The sequence below is a fragment of the Sulfurimonas sp. genome (genome assembly GCF_023229025.1).
Classification (GTDB): Bacteria; Campylobacterota; Campylobacteria; order Campylobacterales; family Sulfurimonadaceae; genus Sulfurimonas.
This window is the reverse complement of sequence record NZ_JALOAA010000030.1, coordinates 1-26040: the sequence shown is the minus strand read 5'-3', so window position 1 is coordinate 26040 and position 26040 is coordinate 1. Positions and strand designations below refer to the sequence as shown.

The 26040-nt window shown below is 36.2% G+C and carries 24 protein-coding genes; 16 read left to right on the top strand and 8 right to left on the bottom strand.

The window, feature by feature from the left end; all coding sequences use genetic code 11:
- Positions 1 to 188 precede the first annotated feature (188 nt).
- From fabZ to M0Q20_RS08065, 10 genes are all read left to right on the top strand, one after another.
- The gene (gene fabZ / locus M0Q20_RS08110) at positions 189 to 635 is read left to right on the top strand and encodes a 3-hydroxyacyl-ACP dehydratase FabZ (protein WP_295060378.1); all 447 of its coding nucleotides are present in this window, start codon (positions 189 to 191) and stop codon (positions 633 to 635) included.
- A gap of 12 nt (positions 636 to 647) precedes the next feature.
- Positions 648 to 1433 (top strand): acyl-ACP--UDP-N-acetylglucosamine O-acyltransferase, encoded by a 786-nt coding sequence (lpxA, locus tag M0Q20_RS08105; RefSeq protein WP_295060372.1) that lies wholly within the window; start codon positions 648 to 650, stop codon positions 1431 to 1433.
- Positions 1430 to 2674, top strand: coding sequence for an ATP-dependent Clp protease ATP-binding subunit ClpX (gene clpX, locus M0Q20_RS08100; RefSeq protein WP_295060369.1), 1245 nt, complete (start codon positions 1430 to 1432; stop codon positions 2672 to 2674). The genes lpxA and clpX overlap by 4 nt, the downstream gene beginning before the upstream one ends.
- A 9-nt stretch (positions 2675 to 2683) precedes the next feature.
- Positions 2684 to 3721, top strand: a complete 1038-nt coding sequence (locus tag M0Q20_RS08095; RefSeq protein ID WP_295060367.1) for a rod shape-determining protein — start codon at positions 2684 to 2686, stop codon at positions 3719 to 3721.
- Positions 3714 to 4475, top strand: coding sequence for a rod shape-determining protein MreC (mreC, locus tag M0Q20_RS08090; protein WP_295060364.1), 762 nt, complete (start codon positions 3714 to 3716; stop codon positions 4473 to 4475). Before M0Q20_RS08095 ends, mreC begins: the two co-directional genes overlap by 8 nt.
- An 81-nt stretch (positions 4476 to 4556) precedes the next feature.
- On the top strand, positions 4557 to 7814 hold the full coding sequence (gene carB / locus M0Q20_RS08085) for a carbamoyl-phosphate synthase large subunit (RefSeq protein ID WP_295060361.1): 3258 nt from the start codon (positions 4557 to 4559) through the stop codon (positions 7812 to 7814).
- Entirely contained in the window at positions 7775 to 8248 is a 474-nt protein-coding gene (locus M0Q20_RS08080) for a hypothetical protein (RefSeq protein WP_295060358.1), read from the top strand. The genes carB and M0Q20_RS08080 overlap by 40 nt, the downstream gene beginning before the upstream one ends.
- Positions 8245 to 8685: a hypothetical protein gene (locus tag M0Q20_RS08075; RefSeq protein ID WP_295060355.1), complete on the top strand. Its 441-nt coding sequence runs from the start codon at positions 8245 to 8247 to the stop codon at positions 8683 to 8685. Before M0Q20_RS08080 ends, M0Q20_RS08075 begins: the two co-directional genes overlap by 4 nt.
- Positions 8685 to 9248, top strand: coding sequence for a hypothetical protein (locus M0Q20_RS08070; RefSeq protein WP_295060352.1), 564 nt, complete (start codon positions 8685 to 8687; stop codon positions 9246 to 9248). The genes M0Q20_RS08075 and M0Q20_RS08070 overlap by 1 nt, the downstream gene beginning before the upstream one ends.
- Before the next feature lie 2 nt (positions 9249 to 9250).
- Positions 9251 to 10429 carry a glutathionylspermidine synthase family protein gene (locus M0Q20_RS08065; protein ID WP_295060349.1) on the top strand — a complete coding sequence of 393 codons (1179 nt, stop codon included), beginning with the start codon at positions 9251 to 9253 and terminating at the stop codon, positions 10427 to 10429.
- Positions 10430 to 10432: 3 nt separating this feature from the next.
- Here M0Q20_RS08065 and M0Q20_RS08060 read toward each other — a convergent pair whose 3' ends face one another.
- The 7 genes from M0Q20_RS08060 to lsrK all read right to left on the bottom strand — a co-directional run bounded on the left by M0Q20_RS08060 (position 10433) and on the right by lsrK (position 19391).
- On the bottom strand, positions 10433 to 11641 hold the full coding sequence (locus tag M0Q20_RS08060; RefSeq protein ID WP_295060347.1) for a glucose-6-phosphate isomerase: 1209 nt from the start codon (positions 11639 to 11641) through the stop codon (positions 10433 to 10435).
- A 1-nt stretch (position 11642) separates the two neighbouring features.
- On the bottom strand, positions 11643 to 12482 hold the full coding sequence (gene galU, locus M0Q20_RS08055) for a UTP--glucose-1-phosphate uridylyltransferase GalU (protein ID WP_295060344.1): 840 nt from the start codon (positions 12480 to 12482) through the stop codon (positions 11643 to 11645).
- A 60-nt stretch (positions 12483 to 12542) separates the two neighbouring features.
- Complete coding sequence (locus tag M0Q20_RS08050; protein WP_295060341.1) at positions 12543 to 14672, bottom strand: STT3 domain-containing protein; 2130 nt, start codon at positions 14670 to 14672, stop codon at positions 12543 to 12545.
- The gene (locus M0Q20_RS08045; RefSeq protein ID WP_295060338.1) at positions 14665 to 15483 is read right to left on the bottom strand and encodes a glycosyltransferase; all 819 of its coding nucleotides are present in this window, start codon (positions 15481 to 15483) and stop codon (positions 14665 to 14667) included. Before M0Q20_RS08045 ends, M0Q20_RS08050 begins: the two co-directional genes overlap by 8 nt.
- Before the next feature lie 4 nt (positions 15484 to 15487).
- Complete coding sequence (gene mqnE, locus M0Q20_RS08040) at positions 15488 to 16549, bottom strand: aminofutalosine synthase MqnE (protein WP_295060335.1); 1062 nt, start codon at positions 16547 to 16549, stop codon at positions 15488 to 15490.
- A 3-nt stretch (positions 16550 to 16552) separates the two neighbouring features.
- The gene (gene metK, locus M0Q20_RS08035; RefSeq protein WP_295060333.1) at positions 16553 to 17752 is read right to left on the bottom strand and encodes a methionine adenosyltransferase; all 1200 of its coding nucleotides are present in this window, start codon (positions 17750 to 17752) and stop codon (positions 16553 to 16555) included.
- A gap of 76 nt (positions 17753 to 17828) precedes the next feature.
- Positions 17829 to 19391, bottom strand: coding sequence for an autoinducer-2 kinase (lsrK, locus tag M0Q20_RS08030; protein WP_295060331.1), 1563 nt, complete (start codon positions 19389 to 19391; stop codon positions 17829 to 17831).
- Between the two features lie 385 nt (positions 19392 to 19776).
- Between lsrK and M0Q20_RS08025 the strand changes: the two genes are divergently transcribed.
- From M0Q20_RS08025 to M0Q20_RS08005, 5 genes are all read left to right on the top strand, one after another.
- Complete coding sequence (locus M0Q20_RS08025) at positions 19777 to 20169, top strand: hypothetical protein (protein ID WP_295060329.1); 393 nt, start codon at positions 19777 to 19779, stop codon at positions 20167 to 20169.
- A 183-nt stretch (positions 20170 to 20352) separates the two neighbouring features.
- Positions 20353 to 21315: a DNA cytosine methyltransferase gene (locus M0Q20_RS08020; protein WP_295060375.1), complete on the top strand. Its 963-nt coding sequence runs from the start codon at positions 20353 to 20355 to the stop codon at positions 21313 to 21315.
- Positions 21308 to 22057, top strand: coding sequence for a group I intron-associated PD-(D/E)XK endonuclease (locus M0Q20_RS08015; protein ID WP_295060326.1), 750 nt, complete (start codon positions 21308 to 21310; stop codon positions 22055 to 22057). The genes M0Q20_RS08020 and M0Q20_RS08015 overlap by 8 nt, the downstream gene beginning before the upstream one ends.
- Before the next feature lie 212 nt (positions 22058 to 22269).
- Positions 22270 to 22542 carry a type II toxin-antitoxin system Phd/YefM family antitoxin gene (locus tag M0Q20_RS08010; RefSeq protein ID WP_295060323.1) on the top strand — a complete coding sequence of 91 codons (273 nt, stop codon included), beginning with the start codon at positions 22270 to 22272 and terminating at the stop codon, positions 22540 to 22542.
- On the top strand, positions 22539 to 22895 hold the full coding sequence (locus tag M0Q20_RS08005; RefSeq protein ID WP_295060320.1) for a type II toxin-antitoxin system RelE/ParE family toxin: 357 nt from the start codon (positions 22539 to 22541) through the stop codon (positions 22893 to 22895). Before M0Q20_RS08010 ends, M0Q20_RS08005 begins: the two co-directional genes overlap by 4 nt.
- A gap of 85 nt (positions 22896 to 22980) precedes the next feature.
- On the opposite strand, the gene M0Q20_RS08000 is transcribed toward M0Q20_RS08005, so the two are convergent.
- The gene (locus tag M0Q20_RS08000) at positions 22981 to 23268 is read right to left on the bottom strand and encodes a putative quinol monooxygenase (protein ID WP_295060317.1); all 288 of its coding nucleotides are present in this window, start codon (positions 23266 to 23268) and stop codon (positions 22981 to 22983) included.
- A 92-nt stretch (positions 23269 to 23360) separates the two neighbouring features.
- On the opposite strand from M0Q20_RS08000, the gene M0Q20_RS07995 reads away from it, so the two are divergent.
- The gene (locus M0Q20_RS07995; protein ID WP_295060315.1) at positions 23361 to 25892 is read left to right on the top strand and encodes an HD domain-containing protein; all 2532 of its coding nucleotides are present in this window, start codon (positions 23361 to 23363) and stop codon (positions 25890 to 25892) included.
- Positions 25893 to 26040: the final 148 nt, after the last annotated feature.

The window sequence follows — 26040 nt, the reverse complement described above, 5'->3', positions numbered from 1 at the left end:
GGACTACTTTAACAGATACAGCTTATGACCTAAGCCCCATAATTATTGTAGATAAAATATCCCAAGATAAGCTCACAATTGAGCTTGATGCTAAAGTTTACGAAGATACCAGAGAAAAACTAATCATAATATAATATTTTTTTTGGTAAAATAGCCAAATTTATTAAATTACAAAGGTTTTATCAATGATAATGGATGTTGTCGAAATTCAAAAAATCATACCCCACCGTTACCCATTTTTACTTCTTGACAGAGTTACTGAGATTAAAGAGAAAGAGTCCCTAATCGGATTTAAAAATATAACTATAGGTGATAACGTATTTCAAGGGCACTTTCCAGGTCATCCAATCTATCCGGGTGTTATGATTCTAGAGGGAATGGCACAAGCCGGCGGAATATTAGCATTTAAAAGTATGGGCGATATGACAGAAGAGGAAGCTGCAAGTAAAGTTGTATATTTTATGAGTATAGACAAAGCAAAATTTCGCGCTCCTGTAAAACCTGGAGACAGACTTGAGTACCGAATAAGCGTTGTTAAAAACAAAGGTCAAATCTGGGTACTTGACGGCAAAGCATATGTTGATAATGTTTTAGTTTCAGAAGCTGAACTTAAAGCTATGATTGTTGACAAATAAAAAGGCAAATAATTGAATAAAATCTCCCCCCTTGCAATCATTGAAGACGGTGCTGTTATCGGCGATAATGTTGAGATTGGTCCATACTGCTTTATCTCTGCTTGTGCAACTATAGATGAGGGAACAAAAATAGAACAAAGCAGCGCTATTTATGGAAAAACAACTATCGGTAAAAACAACCATATATTTTCACATGCCGTTATTGGTTCAGCTCCTCAAGACCTCAAATTTGCAGGCGAGGATGTTGAGCTAATTATCGGCGATAATAATAAAATCAGAGAGTTTACCCTCTTTAACCCCGGCACAAAAGGCGGTGGCGGCAAGACGATTATTGGCTCACACAACCTTTTTATGGGCTATGTTCATATCGGTCATGACGTAATCATAGGAAACCACTGTATTTTGGCAAATGCCGCTACACTTGCAGGACATGTTGAGATGGGAGACTACGCAGTTATCGGCGGGATGACTCCAATTCATCAGTTTGTTCATATTGGAGATTATGCTATGGTTGCAGGAGCATCGGCATTAGCTCAGGATGTTCCCCCATTTTGCATGGCAGAGGGAAATCGTGCAACGCTAAGAGGTCTAAACCTAACCGGACTTAGAAGAAATTTAAATCGTGAAGACATTGATGAGCTTAAATCTGCTTACAGAGATCTCTTTGAAACAGGGAGACTTTTAAAAGAGGTTGCAAATGAGCTACTTGAAAAAAGTAAAAATCATCATGTTCAAACCCTTTGCAACTTTATTTTAAAAACAAAACGTGGAATCCCATATGAGAGGAAAAATATATGATTCATAGAGCCTGTAGCTTTTGTGGCACTGAAGAGAGTGACGTAAACCCTTTAATTGCCGGAAACGGAGTATATATCTGTAAGAACTGTGTAGTCTCTGCTTACAAGATAATGTTTGGAGATGAAAATATACAATCCTCTTCAAAAGATGACGAACTAGTTGACGCTGTTGTTGAACTAATGACCCCAAAAGAGTTAAATAACTTCTTATCAGAGTATATCATTGGTCAAGAGCGTGCTAGAAAACTTCTCAGTGTTGCTGTATATAATCACTATAAAAGAATTTTTAAAAATCAAGATCTCGAAGATGATGAAACAGAAATTTCAAAGTCAAATATACTTCTTATTGGACCGACCGGAAGCGGGAAAACACTTATGGCTCAAACAATTGCAAGGGTGCTAAATGTTCCAATTGCAATTGCTGATGCGACAAGTCTTACCGAAGCGGGATATGTCGGAGAAGATGTTGAGAATATTTTAACAAAACTGCTTCAAGCGGCTGACGGCGATGTACAAAAAGCCGAAAGAGGGATAGTTTTCATAGATGAGATAGACAAAATATCTCGCATGAGTGAAAACCGCTCTATAACTCGTGATGTATCAGGAGAAGGAGTTCAGCAAGCCCTTTTGAAGATTATCGAGGGAGCTGTTGTAAACATTCCCCCAAAAGGTGGCAGAAAGCATCCAAACCAAGAGTTTATCTCAATAAACACAACGGGTATTTTATTCATCTGTGGCGGTGCATTTGACGGTCTTGACGAGATACTAAAAAGAAAACAGGGTGAAAATATTTTAGGATTTGGTCATGAAAAAAAGAGTAAAAGCGAGCAGAAGCTGAGTTATGATTTAGTTGAACCGGATGATTTGGTAAATTATGGTCTTATTCCTGAGCTTGTTGGTCGTCTCCCTATTATAGCCTCGCTAAACGAGATTACAGAAGATGACATGGTTCGCATTTTAACAGAGCCCAAAAATTCAATTATTAAGCAGTACAAAAAACTCTTCTCTATAGACAATGTTGAGCTGAACTTTGAAGAAGATGCACTAAGAGCAATTGCGGTAAAATCTATAAAAAGAAAAACAGGTGCCCGTGGGCTTCGTGCAATTTTGGAAGAGAATATGATTGACATAATGTATGAGCTTCCGGAATATAGCGGATACCAAGTATTAATAACAAAAGCGGTAATAGAAGATGCAGAGGCACCTGTATATATAAAAAAACAAACTAAACAAATAGCATAAGGCAAAATAATGATACTAAATAAATTAATCGGACTCTTCTCAAATGATTTAGCTATAGATTTGGGAACAGCAAACACCATTGTTATAGCAAAAGGCAGAGGTATCATTATAAATGAGCCGTCAGTTGTTGCAGTTAAGACAGAAAAATACGGCAAACAGAGAGTTTTAGCGGTTGGGCATGAAGCAAAAGAGATGGTTGGTAAGACTCCCGGCAATATAAAAGCTATCCGTCCTATGAGAGATGGTGTTATCGCCGACTTTGATATAACCGAAAAAATGATAAGAAAATTTATCGAAAAAGCGCATGGAAGAAAATCTCTTATAAGTCCTAGAATTATTATCTGTGTGCCTTATGGTTTAACTCAAGTTGAGAGAAAAGCGGTACGTGAATCCGCTCTGAGTGCGGGGGCAAGAGAAGTTTTTCTTATAGAAGAGCCTATGGCTGCAGCAATCGGTGCCGGCGTTGAGATAAGAGAACCGCAAGGAAATCTGGTAGTTGATATCGGAGGCGGAACAACAGAGATGGGTGTTGTCTCTCTTGGAGGGCTTGTTCTTTCAAAATCTATCCGCACTGCCGGTGATAAAATAGATCAAGGTATCGTTAACTTTATTAGAAAAAAGTACAATCTTCTTATAGGCGAGAGGGTTGCTGAAGAGATTAAAATAGATATAGGAACAGCTGTTTTGCTTGATGAAGAGCTAAGAATGGTTATTACCGGTAGAGATCAAGTTGAAGGGCTTTTAAGTTCGGTTGAGCTTACAAGTGAAGATGCAAGAGAAGCGATGAGAGATCCTCTTAGAGAGATAGGAGAGGCTCTACGTGACGTATTAGAGCAGATGCCTCCGGATTTAGCGGGCGATATCGTAAATCATGGTATTATTTTGACTGGCGGGGGAGCACTTATTCGCCAACTCGACAAATATTTATCAGATATTGTCAAAATTCCTGTCTATGTTGCAGATGAACCGCTTTTAGCAGTTGCCCGTGGTACCGGACGTGCGCTTGAAGAGATAGACCTACTGCAAGAACTTTTTGAAAATGAATAAAGGATTATTCGGATTTTTTCTACTATTTACTGCACTCTTTGCGGGTGCATTTTACTATACAAATATTATTCAAACTCCCTTTATATCAGCTCTAAATAATATTAAATCAAACTACCATGCCTCAACAGAGTTTATACAAGATCAGATTGAGAAACACTTTTTTCAAGCAAGACACATAGAAGAGCTAAAAAACAAACTTAAAAAGTATGAAAATAGTGAACTCGTCATGCAGCAGTTAAACTCGGAAATAGATAGTTTTTTTACCGAGAATAACTCTTCGCTTAAAGTAGATTCCAAAGTAGAGCTCGTTAGAACCCTCTCATATCAAAAATTCGGAGATTTAAACAGATTGTGGCTTGAAGTAAATGACTTTAATACTTCACGAGTTTACGGGCTTGTATATAAAAAATATGTAGCAGGTATTGTGGTATCACATGAACAAAGAGCCCTTGCACTGCTAAATAGAGATATAAAAAGTTCCTACTCTGTATATATCGGGGAGGAGTCTGCACCGGGTATTGCACATGGAAACAGCACAAAGTATCTAGTTGTTAAGTTTATTCCCGCTTGGTACCATATAAAAAAGGGGGATGAGGTTATAACTTCAGGTCTAGATGAGATATTTTTCAAAGGACTAAAAGTAGGTAGAGTTCTATCGGTCACATTCTCGCAAGGGTACCAAAATGCAATTATAGAGCCCTACTACAAAGCAAATAAGCCAAACTATTTTCATATGATTAAAAAAGTAAAATAAAGCTTCTTGCCTCATCAAATCTTAAGTGCTTTTTGCCTACAATATACAAATTTTTTTATGTACAAATATTAAAGGTAAAAAATGCCAAAACGCACTGATATTAATACTATTTTACTTGTTGGCTCAGGTCCCATAATCATCGGTCAAGCTTGTGAATTTGATTATTCAGGAACTCAAGCTGTTAAAACATTAAAAGAGCTTGGTTACCGCGTAATTCTTATAAACTCTAATCCCGCAACTATCATGACAGACCCGGAATTTGCTGATAGGACATATATAGAACCTATAAAAGAAGAGGTCATTGCTAAAATCATTAAAGATGAAAAAGTAGATGCAATTTTACCTACCATGGGCGGACAAACCGCACTTAATGTCGCTACAAAAATGTATGAAAAAGGGATGCTTGAAGGTGTTGAGTTTCTAGGCGCATCTCCCGAAGCTATTCATAAAGGTGAAGACCGCTCGGCTTTTAATAAGGCTATGACTAAAATAGGTATGGATTTACCAAAAAGTCGTAATGCTTATAGTGTTGATGAAGCGCTAGAAGTTGCTCTTGAGATAGGTTTTCCGGTTATTAGTAGAGCCTCTTTTACACTAGCCGGTGGCGGAAGCGGTGTAGCTTACAATATGGAAGAGTTCAAAAAGTTAGCTCAAGAGGGTATATCTGCATCTCCGGTAGGCGAAATTGAGATTATGGAGTCTATGCTTGGCTGGAAAGAGTATGAGATGGAGGTTATCCGTGATAAAACCGATAACTGTATCATCGTGTGTTCTATTGAAAATTTTGACCCAATGGGCGTTCATACCGGCGATAGTATAACTGTTGCACCTGCACTCACTTTAACAGATAAAGAGTACCAGAGAATGCGTGATGCTTCTTTTGATATATTAAGAGAGATAGGCGTTGATACTGGCGGAAGTAACGTTCAATTTTCTATTTGTCCAAAAACTGGCAGAATGATTGTAATTGAGATGAATCCTCGTGTTTCAAGATCTAGTGCACTTGCATCAAAAGCTACAGGCTACCCGATTGCAAAAGTTGCAACCCTACTTGCTGTTGGTTTTACTCTAGATGAAATCACAAACGATATTACAGGAACTCCTGCATCATTTGAACCTGTAATTGACTATGTTGTTACAAAAATCCCTCGTTTTACATTTGAAAAATTTCCAGAAGCAGAAAATACACTAAGTACAAGCATGAAGAGTGTCGGTGAGGTAATGGCAATAGGTCGTACATTTAAGGAGTCTATCCAAAAAGCACTATGCTCTCTTGAGACCGGCTTATGCGGATTTGACCCAATTGATGCGGATATTGATTTTATTAAACATGAAATACGCCGTCCAAATGCAGATAGGGCTCTTTATGTTGCTGAAGGTTTTCGCCGAGGTATGAGCATAGAAGAGATGTTTGAGATATGTCAAATAGATCCTTGGTTTTTATACCAGCTAAAAGAACTTATAGAAACAGAGAGTAAAATAACAGATAAGATTTTATCTGATGAAGAGTTTATGAGAAGCGTAAAAGTTGACGGTTTTTCAGATATTAGAATTGCACAACTTATAACTAAAAACTCAAATATAGCTGTAAGTGAAGATGATGTTTACAAAGCTAAAAAATCTCTAGGCGTAAATTTAGAGTACAATGAAGTTGACACATGTGCGGCAGAGTTTGAAGCGCTAACCCCATACCTCTACTCAACAACAAATATAACAAGACTTCCCGATATAAAAAACAGAGTAAGCGAGAAGAAAAAAGTGCTTATTTTAGGCGGCGGACCAAATAGAATCGGTCAAGGTATAGAGTTTGACTACTGCTGTGTTCATGCAGCATTTGCGCTTAAAGAGATGGGGATTGAGACTATCATGTATAACTGTAACCCAGAGACGGTCTCAACAGATTATGACACTTCTGATGTTTTATACTTTGAGCCAATCGATTTTGAGCATGTAAGAGAAGTTATAGAGAATGAGCAACCAGATGGAATAATTGTTCACTTTGGTGGACAGACTCCACTCAAACTCGCAGATGCACTCAATAAAATCGGAGCAAAAATTGCCGGTACTCCTTCACGCGTAATAGATTTGGCAGAGGATAGAGAGCAGTTTTCAAATTTTGTAAACCAACATGCTCTAAAACAGCCTTCTAATGGACTAGCACGTACAAAAGAGGAGTCTTATGTGATTGCACAAAGACTTGGATACCCTGTGCTTGTACGCCCCTCATTTGTTCTTGGTGGACGCGGAATGCGCATAGTTTACAGTGAAGATGAGTTAAAACAGTATATGGATTTAGCAGTATCTGTTTCAAACAATGCTCCCGTTTTAATTGATAAGTTTTTAGATCAGGCTATTGAGCTAGACGTTGATGCTATCTGTGACGGCGAGGATGTATATATTGGCTCCGTTATGCAGCATATTGAAGAGGCTGGTATCCACTCAGGTGACAGTGCATGTTCACTTCCTCCTGTTAACCTGTCTAATGAGATGATTGAGAAAGTTGAACAGCAGACAAAAACAATAGCACTCGGTCTTGGTGTTTGCGGACTTATGAATGTACAGTATGCAATCTATCAGGATGAGATCTACCTAATAGAGGTAAATCCAAGAGCTAGTAGAACAGTCCCTTTTGTCAGTAAAGCTACCGGAATGCCTCTTGCCAAAGTTGCTACTCGCGTTATGATGGGAGAGACACTTAGAAGTGCCTTGAAGTATTATGACAAGTACAATATTGTCATGGAAGAGAACTCTCTCTTAAAACCACGATTAAAAGGACACATTTCCGTTAAAGAAGCGGTTTTTCCTTTTCATAAGCTCTACGGTGCGGATTTAGTTTTAGGACCTGAGATGAAATCAACCGGTGAAGTTATGGGGATAAGCTCAAACTTCGGTATAAGCTTTGCAAAGGCTCAAATTGCTGCTGGCAATAAAATAGTAAGAGAGGGAACATGCTTTTTATCTTTTGTAGATAGTGACAAAAAGTATGCTGCTGAGATTGCAAGCGGTCTTCATAAGCATGGTTTTAACCTTGTTGCAACAAAGGGTACGCAAGCTGTTATAGAAGCAGCCGGTATCCCTTGCGAGGTAGTTTTAAAAATCTCTGAGGGTCGTCCAAATATAGAAGATAGTATGAAAAATGATGCTATTCATATGGCAATAAACACCTCTGATAATAACACAAGTAAAAAAGACGCCGTTGTTATTCGTCAAGAGGTATTAAAAAGAAATATCCCCTATTTTACAACTCTTAGTGCTGCAAGAGCACTTATCTTAGCTCTTGATGAGATGAAGGATGATTCATGGTCTTCCTCAAAAGCACTGCAAGATTTTCTAGCATAGAGATGCCTGTTATACTTACCCAAACCGACACTACCGTCGGTTTTTTATCTCAAGACAAAGCAAAGCTTTACGAGATAAAGTCCCGTCCTCAAGCAAAACCTTTTATAAAAGTTTACAGAGACTTTAAAAGTTTTATTGAAGATGGCAACAGAGTTGCAAAAAATAGAAAAAATATGGTTCGTCGCTCAAAAAAGACAACATTTATCATGGGCGACTTCTCTTTTAGGGTTGCTGCTTCTACTCTTGATTCTCAAATATTTAGAAATACTCCATGGTTTTACTCAACATCTGCAAATAGAAGCGGCGAGAGATTTGAAAGGGTTTTTTGTGAATCAAAAGCTGATATAATAATCCAAGACATTAACTCACTAGTTGAGAGAGATTCATCGTCACTTATAAAGATTAACCGCAAAAAGAGGAGAAAACTAAGATGAATAAGTTTATACAAGCATTTGTTAGTGGTCTATTTATCACTTTTATTTTAGATTTTTTTCTCTTTTTGGGCATCTTTTTAAACTATATAAACTTTTATAATATTGATCTTTACTACAATATCTTATTTGCAGATAATCAAAATGGGTATCTTTTTTTCTCATCTACGATAATTTTAGGTTATCTCGCTGTATATGTTAAAAACTACAAAATAGCTCTTATAGTAGTTGCTGTACTCTTTTTCATGACCCTGTTAACTCTTTTTTCTAGCGTAGGGCATGCTCTGGGAGAGGCTCTATTTATGAAAAAAAACAGTACTATAGAGACAAAAAACAGAGTCTATATAGGCGATGTTCTTTATGATGGCAGAAGAGAGATTACCCTCTTTGATTACAGACTCAACAAAAAGATTAAAATAAGTAAAAAGGATTTAAAGTAGTGAGACATATTTCTTCTTTAGCGGGTGGAGTTGCACTTGGAAGTGCAGGATTAGTTATGATGAGCGTTCTTAGCGGATGCTCATCGCAAGAGCAGCAGGAGCCTCAAAACAGATATCTAGTCATAGAGCAGCAGGCAAACGGAAAATATATTGTAGTAGAAGAGATGCCAACGGAAGGTCCTAATAGAGCAATAATCCGAGAAAAAGATGAGAACGGCAATACAATTGAGCGCTTCATGAATGAGGAGGAGATGAGACTTTTAGCTCAGCAGGAGTATCTCAAAACTCAAGACGGTACTTCTGAGACTATCTCTAGCAGTGATGGAAGTGCGGGAATGGGACTAGCAGGAACTATTCTTGCAGTTGCAGCAGGATCACTACTTGGAAATATGATAGGCAATGCTCTGATGAACAACAAAAATTTTGCTTCAAAGTCATCCTCTGTAAATAAAAGTGCTTACAGTCGCTCCGCAGCCGCTAGAGCTTCAAGCGCTTCGGGCAAAAAAAGTTTTTTTGGAAAGTCCACCTCTTCAACCTCTAGAACTTCTTCATACGGTGGCTAATATTGATTAAATTAAGCAAAATCAAACCTCTTAAAACCCAGCAACTAGAAGAGCTTGGTTTTACTTGGCATACAGATAGCGACAGCAGCAGATACATAAGTGACGGCTTGGTAAATATTACACAAAAAGAAGCTGAGGCTTACTATAAAGCAGTAAACGAACTTTATGACATGTACGCCGAAGCTGCCGAGTATGTTATACAAAACAATCTCTTTTTTGAGCTTGGAATACCCTTTAACCTTATAGAAACAATCAAAAAAAGTTGGGAGAATGATGTCCATTGGCATATTTACGGTAGATTTGATCTAGCCGGTGGTTTGGATAACAGACCCATAAAGCTTCTTGAGTTTAATGCCGACACTCCTACATCACTCTTTGAGAGTGCACTTCTGCAGTGGGCACTTTTAAAAGAAAATGGCTTAAATGATGAACGCCAATTTAATAATATTTACGATGCTATAAAAGAGAACTTTAAACGTCTAATAGCCCTTTTTGATGATACGGATGGTTTTGATAAGCTATATGACGGCTGGAAAATACTATTCTCTAGCATCCATGGTAATGACGAGGAGGAGGCGACAACGAAACTGCTTCAGCAAATTGCTACGGATGCCGGTTTTAATACAGGTTTTGAGTATCTTCAAAATGTGAAATTTGATGACGAAGGCATATATGATAGAGACGATAATAGATATGAGTACTGGTTTAAGCTCTATCCGTGGGAAGATATAGCTATAGATGAGCCTGAACTTGCAACAACTCTAAGTAATATCATACAAAATCAATCTGCAATAATTTTAAACCCTGCATATACTCTGCTTTTTCAATCAAAAGGTATGCTAAAGATTCTCTATGACCTCTTTCCTGATTCACCTTATCTTCTAAAGAGCTCATTTGAGCCTCTAGAGGGGGTTAAACATGTGGAGAAACCTGTTTTTGGTAGAGAGGGAGCCAATATTAAGATTATTGACTCTAACGGAGCTATATTAAACAAACAAGATGGTCCTTATGATAACTATAAAAAAGTCTATCAAGAGTATGTGGAGTTAAATATGGACGAGGAGGAAGCTAAATACCAAGCGGGAGTATTTTTTGCCTATGAGGCTTGTGGACTTAGCTTTAGAAAAGGCGGCGAAATACTAGATAACATGAGCAAGTTTGTAGGGCATGTTATAGAGTAGATGTTACTGCTTTAGTTGTAGCTTCTGCTTTAAGATAATTTTTCCCGCCTCAACTCCGGGCTGGTCATATGCGTCAATATACATAAACTTGGCACAAACAGATGTTAAAAGCTCATACTCATACATAAGAGAAGCAATGCTTCTTTCGCTTATGCTATCAATTGTTATAACATCACATGGGATGTCGGTTAAGTTGTTAATAGACTCTATAGTCGCGTCTGCTTGCTTATTTATAAGAGCAGAAAATTCAATACCGTCAAGATAGTCTAGCTCTTTAAGTCCCTCAAGCCTTGTATGCGGAATCTTTAAATCATTATGGAAATCATGAACTTTTATAACGGTTACCGTCTTATCTCTTCTTCCCTCTACTATTAGCTGTAAAAAAGAGTGCTGATCGATAGGACCGATAATTCCTATCGGCGTAAGCCCTTGTCTGGTGCAATTAACATCAATTTTACCAAGGCTCTCGCCCCAAAGTTGTATATACCACTCATTAAAACCATCCAGCCTCGATGAGTATGAAAAAACAACATTTATATTAAAATTGTTTTTATACTCTACGAAAAATCTAGCTTTTTTTAGTACCCTCTCATATGCTGAGTTTTTATTGAAAAATGAGTCATGTATCTCTTTGGCACCGGATAAAAGGGCATCAATATCTATGCCTACAATAGCTAGAGGAACTAAACCCACAGCACTAAATACTGAAAATCTCCCACCCACATTTTTAGGTATATCAAAACTCTTAATTTGATTTGCTCTTGCATACTCATTTAGCTTAGAATCACTCTCCGTTATAACAAGAGTGTTGTTTTTGTCGCACTTAACTAGAGAGTTTATATATTTAAAGATAGAGATAGTCTCTATTGTTGTACCCGATTTTGATATAACTATAAAAAGAGTGTCGTTTAAATCAATATTTTCTATCTTTGATTTTATATCTATTGGATCAGTAGTTTCTAAAAAAAAGAGTTTTTTGCTCAACTTTATTGAGTGTTTTAAAAACTTATATATAGCGTAAGTGCCGAGCGTGCTTCCGCCTATACCTATTATGACTATGTTTTTTTGTTTGATAGTTTTTGCATACTCTTTATACTCTGATGTATCACTAAATACAAGATTGTAGTACCCTATGCAATCCTTCTCTCTTACAATTTGATTAAAAATATCTTCATCTGAGATAGTCGGGTTAAAGTTATGCTTATAATTCATGTCATACCCCGCTTTTATTATAAAAATAGTTTGTAGCCTCTACAAAACCGTCCACACTTCCACAATCAAATCTTTTGCCCTTAAATTTATACGCAACTACTTTACCCTCTTTTGCTTGAGCTAAAAGTGCATCAGTTATCTGAATCTCTCCGCCTTTGCCGGGTTTTGTCTCTCTTATTATGTCAAAGATATCAGGTGTAAGTATATATCTTCCGATAATTGCCAGATTTGAAGGCGCATCTTTTGGATCTGGTTTTTCCACCATATCCGTAACTCTTATAACGCCATCTTCCTCTGCGTTACCTGCTATAACTCCATACTTATTGCTATCTTCAATGGGTATCTCTTCAACTGCTACAATCGAGCACTTATATCTATCATAAAGTTTTACCATCTGAGTAAGAACTGAGTCACCGCCATTATGGCATAAGTCATCCGCTAAAACGACTGCAAAAGGTTCATCGCCTATAAGCGTCTCTCCACTAAGAATAGCATGCCCGAGCCCTTTCATCTCAACCTGTCTTGTATATGAGAAGGTACACTTTGTAATAACATCTCTTATCTCTGTAAGATAGTGCTCTTTTGAAGTTCCTTTTATTTGATGCTCAAGCTCATAAGATATATCGAAATGGTCCTCGATTGCACGTTTACCGCGACCGGTCACGATTGCCATAGTCTGAATTCCGGCACTTAGAGCCTCCTCAACACCATACTGCAAAAGTGGTTTTGTAAGAACAGGAAGCATCTCTTTTGGAATTGCTTTCGTTGCCGGAAGAAACCTTGTTCCGTATCCCGCTGCGGGAAAGAGACATTTTGCAATTTTTGTTCTGTCTTTTGGCATCTTTAATCCTAGTGAAGTCTTATTTTTATATCAATTTTATCTAATCGTAACATAAAAAGGTTAAACCTTTAACCTATATACTTTTGCCTGAGGGGTCATTATAACCTCTTTAAACAGAGCTTTGTCATACTCCTCTAAAACCATAAGCTGTATATAGAGTGAATTGTACGTTTTTTCATCAACTACTAAAAATGTGTTATAGCTAGACATATATATAATCGTAATATCTGCTAAAGAATTTGCTATCTGAATATCTTTTGAAAATTTCATACTCTTGTCATATGATGTTTGAACAAATCTTTTTATAGGCACGCTCTGCTTATTACTAGTTACTGTTTTGTTTTGCAAATCAAACTCTATTCCCTGCCCAAGCATTATAATATTTTCTTTTTGTTGAAACATTTTAGTAGCATAAAAAAGCGAGCTCTTCTTCATATCTCCATTCATTAGATTTATATTTGAAAATATCTCAACAGTCGGATAAATGTCTATCATTCTGTGTGGCAGATAAAAGTATATATCTCTGCTTTTTTCCGGTAGTTTAATATCTGTCTGTAAGGAGAGTAAAAAATCATTTGTATCGCTAAAACCGTAATCTTTTGTCATCTGCTCTATATTTGAGAATATTGTTAGATTTTTATCTCTTATCATCTCCTTGTTCTCTTCTATAAACTTAAACTTTTTCTCTGTATATTCAACATCAAGCCTTGCCATCTTTGCCGATACATCTTGAGAATTTGTGAGCATAAAACTAACAGGAAAGTTTACATCTCCGCTATGTTTTCCGCCGTCTATAAGAGTTTTAACATCACTATAGTATCTAAGAGGATACCCATAATCCCACCATGCAACGACATAATCTTCTCTATCTGCTATTTTTCTCAACTCCTCCAACACTTTAACTTCATTTGAGTTAAATACAGTAGGGACTCTATACTCCTGCACATGAGTTATGTTTGGGTACAAAACTGCAAGCGTAAGTGCCGTGATAGCTAAAAACTTTAACCTTTTTGTAGGCATAAATCTAGCTGCCTCAGTAATTAAAAAAGCTACTCCAAAAGCCAAAACGGGAACTGCATAGATTGTAAAGCGAAGCCCTCCGACATATGCTAAAAATCCAAGGCCTATAAGAGGAACTCCAAAGAGCATTATTTTGTGTCTATATGCTAGGTATATAAATCCCACAACCGAGGCAACAAATGTAACTACATGCCCGCTTATACGGTTTGCAAATATCTCAAATGGAATATGTCCCGCTTCTCTTACCGTCTGCATAACAGAGTAGAAGTGAAGCTCCATCCCCTCTTTACCGACAGTTACAGCATCCTTAAAAACATAACTTTTTAACTTCCCCCAGATGGGATTAAATCCACCGGAGATAAAAAAGAGAGCTATAGACGCGGCTAAAATATAGTAGATATATTTATCAAGCTCTTTTTGCTTGTAGATATAAAAAACTCCAAAGACTAATATAACTCTTATATACCCCTCAAGTCCTACCATGGCAAGCATCATGATTGCTAAAAGTTTATAGTTGTAGATATTTTTTCTATCCCACACAAGAGCATAAAGAAGTATAAGAGCAAAAAACGAAAACTCTAGCGAGTAGCTTTGCGGATACCACCATCTATATATTAAAATATCAATGGCTGTAATGAGGAGATATTTATCCTCATTTGTTCTAATCGCCCAGATTATAGACCAGAGCAAAAAGACCGGAAGCACTATGTTTAGCATATCAGTATCATAGTAACCAATCATCGTTCTGTTGTAGTAACTCCAAGCGATACTCGCTAAAAGAGCAGCTACAAAGCCCATCTCCAAGTTCTTTATACTTCTTGCTATGAGTATTATAGGAATAACTATAAGTGAGCTAAGAAAAACCGGCATAAAAAGAATAACGCTCTCAAAAGAAAAAGGCAAGATAAAGGCAAATAACGCCGTTAACTGTGAAGCTGCAGTAGTTATCGGGGAGCGGTCATTTGCTTGAGAAACTCCGCTTAAGATATCTCTTGCTCCCTCAGCCCAGTAGTATCCATCATTTGTATTTATCATAAACTGCCCATTATGATGAAACGGCTCATAATCTCCAAACTGATAAAACCAAATCATCCTCACAGCGACCGAAAAAAGAAAAGCAACCGTAATATAAAGTAGTGTTAGTTTTGTCTCATGTGTTAAATTATTCAAACTTATATCTCTCTATTTTTATTTTATACTCATTAGATTCTATTATTCTATCATATTTTAGGGCGCCTTCTAGGAGCAAAGAGTACTTCTCTAGCAAAGTTTTTATAACTAAATCCTTTTTATCTCTAGGCAGCTCCAAATCAAGAAGTTTCTCTAAAGCTTTGACTCTAAATCTGTCCATTCCCCAAAATTTCATGCTTAGTTGATCATCAGCTCCACCATGCTTTATTATTAATTTTTTATCTATAAGTGCTATCTCATATTTTAATGCTACTCTTAGCCACATCTCATAATCTTCGCAAACCTCCAAGCTCTCATCAAAAAGCCCGATTTGTTCCAAAATACTTTTATGAAGCAAAACTGATGAAGGAGCAATGTTACAGTAAGAGAGAGATTTTTGAAAAACATCACTATGAAACTTGTGAAATTTTTTTGGTATCTTTACCGCTACACCGCCTCTAACCCACTTCTCATCGGTATAGCTCATTAGTATGTCAGGATTGGTTTTATGGAGTATTTCATGCTCTTTTAGTTTCTCTGCATGCCACTCATCATCTGAATCTAAAAAAGCAATCCACTCGCATGTAGAGTTTTTTATACCCAAATTTCTGGCACTTGAGACGCCTCTGTTTTCTTGGTAGTAATATTTTATATCCGGAAATAGATTTTTTATGCGTAAAGTTTCATCAATAGAGCCGTCATCTATAACGATAATCTCTTTTGGTTTGAGTCTTTGAGCATAAACAGAACTCAATGCCCTTTGCAGAGGCTCAAAACGGTTATATGCCGGGATTATAACCGATATATCCATCTCTCTACCAAACTTTAATTTCGTTGTAAACGCTATCTCTCTCTACGGGAATAAATCCGCTGTTTTTGATAAGTGCGGTAAAATTATTCAGATTTACCCCATTAGCACTCTTTGCACCGGCAGCTGAGTTTATAGACTCTTTTTCTATAGTTCCGTCTAAATCGTTTGCGCCAAACTCTTGAGCAACAAGTGCTAGGTTTACAGTTGAAGTTACCCAATATGCTTTTAGATTTGGTACGTTATCCAAAACTATGCGACTCACTGCCATAGTTTTTAAAATCTCATTTGCCGTTATGGGTTCTTTTATATTTAAGTAGTTATTTTCAGTCTGATAGACAAGCGGGATAAAGCAGTTAAAACCGCCTGTTATATCTTGAAGCTCTCTAATCCTCATCATGTGGTCTACTCTGTGGGCTCTGTTTTCTACATGTCCAAAAAGCATAGTAACATTACTTTTTTTGCCTCTCTCGTGCCACTTCCTATGAAGCTCAAACCATTGTGACGATGTAACTTTACCCTTACAGATATAGTCACGAACTTTCTCGTCAAATATCTCGGCACCGCCGCCGGGCATTGAGTCCACACCGTTTTGTACCATCAAATCTAGTATCTCATCATAAGTTTTACCATAGTGGCGAGATAAAAAATCAACCTCAGCGGCAGTTAATGCTTTTACATGCAAGTGAGGATAAGCTGTTTTGATTTTTTTAAAAATATCCAAGTACCACTCTAAACCGGTGTTTGGATTGTGAGCCGAGACGATATGAACCTCTGTCGCACCGCGGGAGTCGATATCTTTTACAATCTCTAAAATTTGCTCATGACTCATCGTATATTGATTAGGATTTTTTCTAGTTGCAGAGTAGGCACAAAATTTACAGACATCAGCACATACGTTTGTAGGATTTATATGGCGATTGATATTAAAGTATGTCTTTTTACCATGTCTGTTTTTGCGAATCGTATCTGCCAATTCACCAAGGTCAAACAAATCCATATCATAAAGCGTAACTGCCTCATCAAAAGATATTCGCTCACCCGCTAAAACTTTCTCTTTTAAATTCATCAATTACTTTAATGCCTCAAATTTACCAAGTTCATCCAACTGTTCCCATGGATAGTCACTCTGTCCAACTTGTCCGCGAGCTGCAACATCCGCGTATAAAAATGTCTCTTTTGACGGCTTATCTAAGTTAAATTTGCGTGTAATCCAGTTTGGAGTAAGAGAGAAATTATCAAGAACAAATGTTGAGAGCTTATCATCATCTAAGCCATTAATTACAGTTCCGTAAGTGTCAACTGCAACAGAAGTAGGGCGAGCAACACCGATTGCGTAAGAGATTTGAACAAGCGCTTTTTTAGCAAGTCCGGCAGCGACTATATGTTTTGCGATGTAGCGTGCCGCATAGAGTCCGCTTCTATCAACCTTTGTATAATCTTTTGAACTCTGTGCACCACCACCGATAGGTGCATAACCGCCGAAGCTATCAACTATCAGCTTTCTTCCGGTTAGTCCTGAGTCATGCAGTGATGAGTGTGATATATATTTGCCTGTTGGATTTATATGGATAATACAATCATCTTTGTTATAAAGCTCTGCAGGAAGATTTGCATCATCTATAAGAGTTTGTATTAAAGCTCTTACACTTTTGATATCCATCGTATTTACACAAGGAGCAGAGACGACTATCGTGTGGATTTTTTGCGGTTGACACTTCTCAAAGTTCTCTTTTTTGCCATAATCCATAGTAACCTGAGTCTTTATATCGACACCCAGTTTAGATGGATTTTCTTTTGCATAGTTATAAACTTTCTCCATCAAAACTCTTGCGTAAGTAATTGCACTTGGCATAAAATTTTCTGTCTCTATATCTGCGTAACCAAACATTATCCCCTGATCGCCGGCACCTATCTCGCCATCTTCTTGGTCAACACCTTGATTGATATCGGGAGATTGAGCATTTAAAAGCACTTGAAGCTCTACATCTTCGGGATGGAGACACTCCTCTTTTGTGAAGTATGGATTACCGTCATACCCTATGCCAACAAGCGCGTCATGGACTATTTTCTTATAATCTTCAGTCGTAATTCTTGTTTTTGAAGTAACTTCCCCACCTATTACTATATGCTTTCCAGCAACAAAAACCTCTGAAGCAACTCTTGATTTTGGATCCCCTATAATTAACTTATCAACTATACTGTCCGCTATAATATCCGCACACTTGTCCGGATGTCCGGGACTAACTACTTCACTCGTAAATAAATACATACATTTCCTTGAATTATTATCAGCCCACAAAGATGTCTCCTTGCAGACTAGTTTGAAAAACACCCCTTGATTTAACCTAAAGGCCTGGTGCTCTCCACATTGAAGTCGTAATATTATCATCTACTAACTTTAATTGGACTTCGTAAGCTTTTATAAACCTATTTTTTATCTCATCATAAACTTTTTTATTCTCTAAATTTGGCTCGTATATCTTATCCCATACAACAAGCTTTTTTGCCGCATCCGATATGCTTTCATATACTCCCGCGCCAACACCTGCAGCCATTGCAGCACCAAGTGCGGTTGCTTCAGTGACTTTTGGGATTTTAACTCTGCACCCTGTCACATCTGCAACTATCTCAGACCAAAGCTCACCTTTGCTTGCACCGCCTGCAAAGACTATAGTCTCTATTTTTATATTTGTAAACTCTTTTATTTTATCAAGATTTATACTTGAGACTATAGCCGCATTTTCTTGCAAACTTCTAAACATTGAAGCACGGTTACAAATGTCTGGGTTTATACTAAGGTTTAAAAAACTAGGAGCCGCATGGTACCATTTGCCGTACTTCATACTATCAGAGAAGATAGGCATAATCCCATAAGAGCCGACTGGAACTTTTGAGGCTTTCTCCTCCATAATAGCATAAACATCAACCCCTCTCTCCTTTGCTTCAAGCTTCTCCATGTCACAAAAAGCGTCTCTAAACCATCTCATGACAAGACCGCTAAAAAACGAGATACCCTCGGCTTGGGATTGATTAGGTATGACATGTGGATTTACTCTTATGCCCATATCTTTAGGCGGCGGCGTATTTTTACCTATATTTACCACTTGTTGCCAAAAGGAGCCGCCAAGAATTGCCGCTTCTCCAACATCTACAACACCTAAACCTGCACATCCCAGCTGAACATCGCCGCCGCCCATTACTACCTTTGTACTAGTTGACAAACCGCTCTCTTTTGATGCTTTGTCTGTTACGCTTCCCATAAGAGTTCCAACCTCTAAAACTTCTGGAAATATATCATCTTTTAATCCTACTCTCTTAGCCATCTGCGGCATCCAATCACGATTTTTCAAAGAAAAGATTCCGGTAGTTCCGCCGTTGCTTGGATCTGTTGCTATAACTCCACAAAGCCGTGCCAATATCCAATCTCCAATCATAGAGATTTTTGCAACACGCTCATAAATCTCAAATCTGTTGTTCTTTAACCACATGATGCGAGGAAGCGCACCCAGAGCAAAAGTCTGCCCCGACTCTTTGTAAAACTCCTCTTCAATCCCTTTAAAGTTCTCTTTTAGATACTTAACCTCTTTATCTGCTCTAGCATCAACATTCGCAACCGCCCAAAGCTCTCTATCATCTTCATCATAAAGCACAATTCCCTCACGCATACTTGTCGCACTAAGAGCCGCTATATCCTCGCCGCTAAGGTTTGCACTATTTAGCGACTCTTTTATACACTCACATGCAAGAGCCCAGTTTGCCTTAAAATCAAAACTCATAGAGTTAGCCACACCCTCCTCTTCAAGGTGCGTCCACTCTCTTTGAGCAACACTTACCTGATTGCCCAAAGTGTCAAATATTACCGCTCGTATGCTTCCGGTTCCTGCGTCTATCGCCATTAAATATTGCATCTGTTTGTTTCCTAAAAATGTTTTTTATCACTATGTTTTTTTGCAGTAATAGTATAATGATTTGCTATTTTTGTAAAGAGCCTTTCTTGCTTGCATGTTATCGTCTTTGTTTAAGCTACATACTGTTTGTTATGTAGTTTTATCAACAATTAACACACATTTTTGCGTGTTATTTCTCAGTAAGACACTTAACACACACTATATAATTAAGAATAATATGCGATTTTTTCTAAAAAGTAAAAAAATATTGAAATTTGTCATATTTTAAACAATTAACACACATTAAACGTGCTAGTTATTTTTGTGTTTTTAAGTTAATACGTATATAATATGCTTGAATAAATAGTTATAGCAAATTTAATATACACTAAGGAGAAACATTGTTATGCCAAATAAAGATGATACATACACAGTTACGTTACAAAAAGCACATATTGAGTGGGGAACGCATAGACATACAAATACTAGAGAGTTAATTTATGGAGAAGGTTATATTCAAATTCCATCAGAATATGCAACAAAGTTTAACATTTATATGAGTAATAAAAAAGGTGCTAATATTGAGTATAAATGTACTTCAAGTGATGGTACTTTAACAGATGTAATATTAAAAGCAAGTGGTAGTCAAGGTCAAGATAATTTATATGCGAAACAGTTTCAAGGTAGTGGCAACTTGAAAACGATTGGAAGTTGGTATAGTAAAATTAAAGCAAAAGTTGGAGATAAAATAAAAGTAACTTTTACAAGCTCTACAAGTATATATGTAGAGAAACTTTAATTAACTATGTAATTAGTAAAATTTAGATAAAATATATAAATAAAAAAATATTGCAATTTGACATATTTTTAAACAAAAATAAAAAAAAGGACTATAATAACATCAAAAAAAGGATGGATTATGAGTAGTAATATACAAAGTTCATTTGATTTTAATGTTCAAGAAAATACTATGACTCAAATAATGAATTATGACAATAAAGCTAAAAATAATTTAAAAGTAGGTGGATTATTTGCTGGAATTGGTGGAATTGAACTTGGTTTTAAAAAAGTAGGTTTTAAAATTTCATGGGCAAATGAGATTGATAAACATGCTGCTATAACCTATAGAAAGAATCATAATCATACTCTTTTTGAAAAAGATTTAAAAGAACTTCAAACAAATGAAGTGGAAAGGATAGATATTTTAACAGGTGGATTTCCATGTCAAGCCTTTTCTGTTGCAGGATATAGAAAAGGTTTTGAAGATGATAGAGGAAATGTTTTTTTTGAAATACTTCGATTTATAGATGACTTAGAACCTCAAGTAATTTTTTTAGAAAATGTTAAAAATTTGCAAGGACATGATGAAGGTAGGACATTCAATATTATTTTGAATGAGCTTGAAAATAGGGGTTATTATATAAGTTATAAAGTTTTAAATAGTGCAGAATATGCTAATGTACCACAAAATAGGGAAAGAATTTATATAGTTGGATTTAAAAATAAAAATGCACATAACAATTTTAACTTCCCTAAACCAAAAAAATTAACCAAAACTGTAAATGACTTATTAGATGATGAAGCAGAAGAAAAATTTTATTACTCTAAAAGCAAATATTATCGACAGTTAAAAGAAGAGATGAAAAACACTGATACTGTTTATCAATGGCGAAGAAAATATGTCAGAGAGAACAAAAGTAAATTATGCCCTACATTAACAGCTAACATGGGTACAGGTGGTCACAATGTACCTCTTATTATTGATAAAAAAGATATTAGAAAACTTACACCAAGAGAGTGTGCAAGATTTCAAGGATATGATGATAACTTTATTTTATGTGATAGTTTAGCACCATCACATCTTTATAAGCAAATAGGAAATTCTGTAACTGTGCCAGTTATAGAAGCGATTGCAAAAGAAATAAAAAAGGCTTTAAATGTGTAAATATATTGATGAATTAAAAGAAAATGATTATAAAAAGAATGCAGTAAAAACGATAGCAACAAAGCATAATTTATCTGAAGCAGAATTAAAAAGATATTATCAAACTAAATTTTTTTATGATATAGCTAATGTTGTTAATTTAAATGAACTATCAAAAATTAATATTGAAGAAATTGAAAAATCTTTAGAAGATGAGACATTAAAAAATGAGTTTAAATTCATCAAAACTGATTTAAAAAAGATTATAGAAAAGTCACTATATATTGCAATGACTAATGGATTTAGTACTAATATTAATCATATTGAAAGCGGTGTAATGACTGCAAATGCAGGAGATAGTGCTGAATTTATATTTGTTGCAAGAGCAATATTAGCAGGGTTTAACTGTAGTAGTGTAGATGTAAGAAGTAGTAGATATGATGCAATAATTGATTTTAATGACAAACTATTACGAGTTCAAATAAAAGGTATTAGCTCTGGAAATAATATTAGTTTTAAAGATAGAGATAGAGGTGGACAAGGTATTGACCACAAACATGAAAGAAATGTAGGTCAAAGAATAACATCTAAAGACTGTGATATTTATGTTGCTGTCGATAAACAGGTTGGTATATGCTACATTATACCAATGAGTTGGGCTGATAAATTAGATGAAGATAAATGTAAAACAGTTAAACTTAGCGATGTTGTAAATTATAAAGAAAACTGGAATATTATAAAAGAAATGACAGCTGACTCTTAGAAGCTATAACAAATCGTAGAAATCGAACAAGGCTACACTGCAAAATATCTAGTTTTTATCTTTTAAAATTGGTTAGATGCAAGACTAAATTTTACTAAGTTATATCGCCTTGTCGCTTAACTCAACCGTTATCCGCTCACTGCGTGACCGTTAGCATCACATTTGTACATTAAGTCTTAATTTGGTACAATAAAAGGACTGAAGGAGATTTTATGCAAATTGTAAATGATATAAAGCCTGTTACCTATCTAAAAAGTAAAGCAGCTGATGTTTTAAAATATATCAATGAAACTCATAGACCTATGATTATCACACAAAATGGTGAAGCTAAAGCTGTTATACAAGATCCAAAAAGTTATGAAGATATGAAAAATGCTCTTACTATAATGAAGCTTCTTTCATTTGCAGAAGAAGATATTAGAAGTGAAAATCTTCAGACTGAAGAAGATGTTTTTAACTCTGTAGAAGAACTCCTTGATAAATGATTAAAATTAATAAAGTTAAATGGACTTCAAATGCAAAAGAAGACCTTTTAAATATTGTTGATTATATCAAAAAAGATAGTTTAAATGCTGCAAGAAAAGTTTATGAACAAATAAAAGAAAAAGTGCAATCTAGCAATTTTTTTCCTTTAAGAGGTAGAGTAGTTCCTGAACTTCTAAAAGAAGGTATAACTATTTATAGAGAACTGATTGCACAACCTTACAGAATAATGTACAAAATTGAAAATGATACTGTTTATATTATGGCTATTTTTGATTCAAGACAAAATGTAGAAGAGCTGTTATTGCAGAAACTATTAAGAGGGAATATGCTAACAAAACAGAGTAGCCAATAAATCACCTAACGGCAATTTATTGGCTATCTTTAACCGTTGTCTGCTCACTGCACTCCCGCTAGCTTGCAAAATAATCACACCATTCTTACCCCAAAACCTCTAGTTCATCACTATATTTTTTTTCACAATACGGCTCATAAGAAGACTTATAAATAGCGTAATGTTTGCTTGCTTTATGTCCATCTAAAGCGGCTTCATCTCTCCAAGACTCAACTGCCATAAATTTTCTCGGGTTGTTTTCATACACAAAAATATCGTAAAATATGCAGCCATCTTCTGCTTTACTTGGCTTAACCATTGCAGTTAAAAGCTCTTTCATTTTAGCTTCACTACCCTCTTTTGCTATAAAAGTTACTCTTTTTGTTATTGTCATGTTATATTTTCCTCTGCCTATTTTTTAATCGTAGCGATTATAGCAAAAATGGGTAATTTGACTATAATAATAAAAAAATTAGGATATTTTATTTGGATTTAATACTGCAGATTGAAGATTTAATAGAAAAAAACGGTAGTGATTTTGAGCTATCAAAGCTCTTTAAAGCTTTTATCCGTGAGTATAAAACTTCACTAAGTGAGTTGTTTAAAAAAAATCAGGGAAAAGATTTTCTTGTCCGCCATACAAAACAGCTCGACTCCATTATAACTTTGATGTACAAAACTACGCTAAGACGCATCTTTGGCAACTATCTTCCCATGAGAAGCTCCATCCCCATAGCGATTATCGCTCTGGGAAGCTACGGTCGCGAACAGCTCTGTGTCCACAGTGATGTGGATCTGCTTATAGTCTATGAAAAAGTAGACGGCTTTAACAGCGAACTCATAATAGAGAAGTTTTTCTATCTTGCTCTTGATGCTGGACTGAAACTTGGACATAGAGTTCATGAGGTAAACGACCTTTTTGCCCCAAGCAAAGAGGATATTACCATTAGAACGGCATTGATGGAAGCCAGATTTGTAACAGGTTCTACGCTTACATGGCATGAGACAAGCAAAGAGCTAAATAGGATACGCCTCCATAGTCAAAAAGAGTTTATTCTCTCAAAAGTCAAAGAGTCGCAGCTAAGACGTAAAAAGTACCCGACATCAATGCAGCCAAATATCAAAGAGAGTGTCGGCGGACTTCGCGACTCCAACTCTATCTTTTGGATTGCACATACAATCTACGGAGTTACAACGCTCAAAGATTTAGCAGGCACTCTATTCTCGGATGAGGAGTACAGAGAGTATAGAGCAGCACTGGAGCTACTTTTTCGTACAAGAAGCGCTCTTCATCTTATTACAAACAAGCAAGAGGACAGACTTCTTCTAGAGTTTATACCCGAAGTAAGCCGTCTTCTTGGATTTACCAATCAACAGAAGATGGTTTCAAAAGTTCTTGAAGCGCAGTGGCGTATAAGCAACTTTACGCAAATATTTATTAAAAAGATGATTCGTCCTTACATTGCCGATATGTCACAGCTTGGGGAGTTTAGAAAAAATCGTATATACAAAGGCATCTATAAGCTAAATGATAGAGTCTATGCCTCCTACAACCTTACGACTCTCCCACTTAACAAGCTGCTTGAGATTTTGGTATCGCTGGAAGATAAACCATACCATTTTGATGCCGGATTTTTAAATCAACTTACATATACAAAGATAAAGTATCCGCTTCAAGCAAAAACATACTCACTTCTAAAAGAGCTCTTCAAAAAAAGATATATGTACCCGTTTTTAAAACTATTTTACGATGCAGGAATCCTCCATCATCTGTTTGGCAACTTTAAAAAAGTGCTTCATCTGCCTCAGTTTGACGGATACCATCACTATCCGGTAGATATTCACTCCATAAAATGTGTAGAGGCACTTGAGAATATCAAAGAGCCTTTTATCAAAAAACTACATGATGAGTTTAGCAGCGATGAGAAACTTTTACTAAAGATTGTAACTCTATTTCATGACAGCGGAAAAGGAAGAGTGCAAGATCACAGCGAAGTGGGAGCTAAACTCATAGCCGCTTTTGCCCAAAAAATGAAACTCAAAGAGGAGGAGAAAGAGAGATGCGTTACTCTAGTAAAACAGCATGTAACCATGAGTAATGTAGCACATAGAGAAAATATACATAATGAAAAAACGCTCTATAAGTTTATGTCAAACGTGGGAGGCATAAAAAATCTGAAACTCCTTTACGTTCTTACCTATGCGGATATAAACGGAGTCGGCGAAGGTGTTTACAACTCTTTTACATCTAAACTTTTGCGCGAGCTCTATATAAACGCACTTGAGGTCGCACAAAACCGCCAAAGAATAACCGACGCATCAAAAAGGATAAACAGCGAAAGGCGCGTCGCAAAACTTCAGGAGTTTATTGAGTTGCCAAAACTCCTACAGAGCAAACTTCTACGAATTGAGTCAAATCTCTTTTTTCTAAAACATACACCTCATGATATTATAGAGATAGCCAAGAAAGCCTCAAAGACAAAAGAGTATGACTTCTCTATTAATTTGCAAAGCTCTTTGGTAATTGAGATATACAGAAAACTCCCGCTAAATATAGGCTATCTTCTGGCATCTCTAAGCCACCTTGATGTTGCATCAATGGAGATATTTACCCTCTTTGACGACGTTAAGTATTTTAAGATAGAGTTTATAGAGCATGTGGATGATAGTGAGACGATTCACATAGAAAATATAATCAACAACGCTTTTGACATGAGCAGAGATATAAAACTAAAAGATGTAGTTATAAATAAAAATGAGATAGATATAGATTGTGAACACTCGCTCACCTATGCAGAAGTTTGCATAAACACACAAAACCAAAAAGGTCTTTTGGCTTATATTATGGTCTGTTTTGAAGAACTTAGCATAAATATTGTCACCGCTAAAATTCATAGCACCAAAAATAGGGTAAGAGACAGCTTCTTAATAGAAAAACAAAACGATATATGTAATAATGTCAAAAAAATTTATATGTTATTAACAAAAAACTCTAGAATCTGGCGTGACAACGCCTAGCTTCAGTGCCATAGCGGCTAGCGAAGATGGCGGAATTACTTCCGACATCGTTAAAAATAAATTAAGGGAATAAAATATGTGTGGAATCGTCGGCTACTTAGGGAAAAAAAATACAAAAGAAATTTTACTTGATGGCTTAAAAGAGCTT

Bases quoted from the DNA above. Each gene is read 5' to 3' on its own strand.
- clpX (WP_295060369.1), top strand. From the start codon at position 1,430: ATGATTCATAGAGCCTGTAGCTTTTGTGGCACTGAAGAGAGTGACGTA.
- M0Q20_RS08095 (WP_295060367.1), top strand. From the start codon at position 2,684: ATGATACTAAATAAATTAATCGGACTCTTCTCAAATGATTTAGCTATA.
- mreC (WP_295060364.1), top strand. From the start codon at position 3,714: ATGAATAAAGGATTATTCGGATTTTTTCTACTATTTACTGCACTCTTT.
- carB (WP_295060361.1), top strand. From the start codon at position 4,557: ATGCCAAAACGCACTGATATTAATACTATTTTACTTGTTGGCTCAGGT.
- M0Q20_RS08080 (WP_295060358.1), top strand. From the start codon at position 7,775: ATGGTCTTCCTCAAAAGCACTGCAAGATTTTCTAGCATAGAGATGCCT.
- M0Q20_RS08075 (WP_295060355.1), top strand. From the start codon at position 8,245: ATGAATAAGTTTATACAAGCATTTGTTAGTGGTCTATTTATCACTTTT.
- M0Q20_RS08060 (WP_295060347.1), bottom strand. From the start codon at position 11,641: ATGAATTATAAGCATAACTTTAACCCGACTATCTCAGATGAAGATATT.
- galU (WP_295060344.1), bottom strand. From the start codon at position 12,482: ATGCCAAAAGACAGAACAAAAATTGCAAAATGTCTCTTTCCCGCAGCG.
- M0Q20_RS08045 (WP_295060338.1), bottom strand. From the start codon at position 15,483: ATGGATATATCGGTTATAATCCCGGCATATAACCGTTTTGAGCCTCTG.
- mqnE (WP_295060335.1), bottom strand. From the start codon at position 16,549: ATGAATTTAAAAGAGAAAGTTTTAGCGGGTGAGCGAATATCTTTTGAT.
- metK (WP_295060333.1), bottom strand. From the start codon at position 17,752: ATGTATTTATTTACGAGTGAAGTAGTTAGTCCCGGACATCCGGACAAG.
- lsrK (WP_295060331.1), bottom strand. From the start codon at position 19,391: ATGCAATATTTAATGGCGATAGACGCAGGAACCGGAAGCATACGAGCG.
- M0Q20_RS08025 (WP_295060329.1), top strand. From the start codon at position 19,777: ATGCCAAATAAAGATGATACATACACAGTTACGTTACAAAAAGCACAT.
- M0Q20_RS08020 (WP_295060375.1), top strand. From the start codon at position 20,353: ATGAATTATGACAATAAAGCTAAAAATAATTTAAAAGTAGGTGGATTA.
- M0Q20_RS08015 (WP_295060326.1), top strand. From the start codon at position 21,308: ATGTGTAAATATATTGATGAATTAAAAGAAAATGATTATAAAAAGAAT.
- M0Q20_RS08010 (WP_295060323.1), top strand. From the start codon at position 22,270: ATGCAAATTGTAAATGATATAAAGCCTGTTACCTATCTAAAAAGTAAA.
- M0Q20_RS08005 (WP_295060320.1), top strand. From the start codon at position 22,539: ATGATTAAAATTAATAAAGTTAAATGGACTTCAAATGCAAAAGAAGAC.
- M0Q20_RS08000 (WP_295060317.1), bottom strand. From the start codon at position 23,268: ATGACAATAACAAAAAGAGTAACTTTTATAGCAAAAGAGGGTAGTGAA.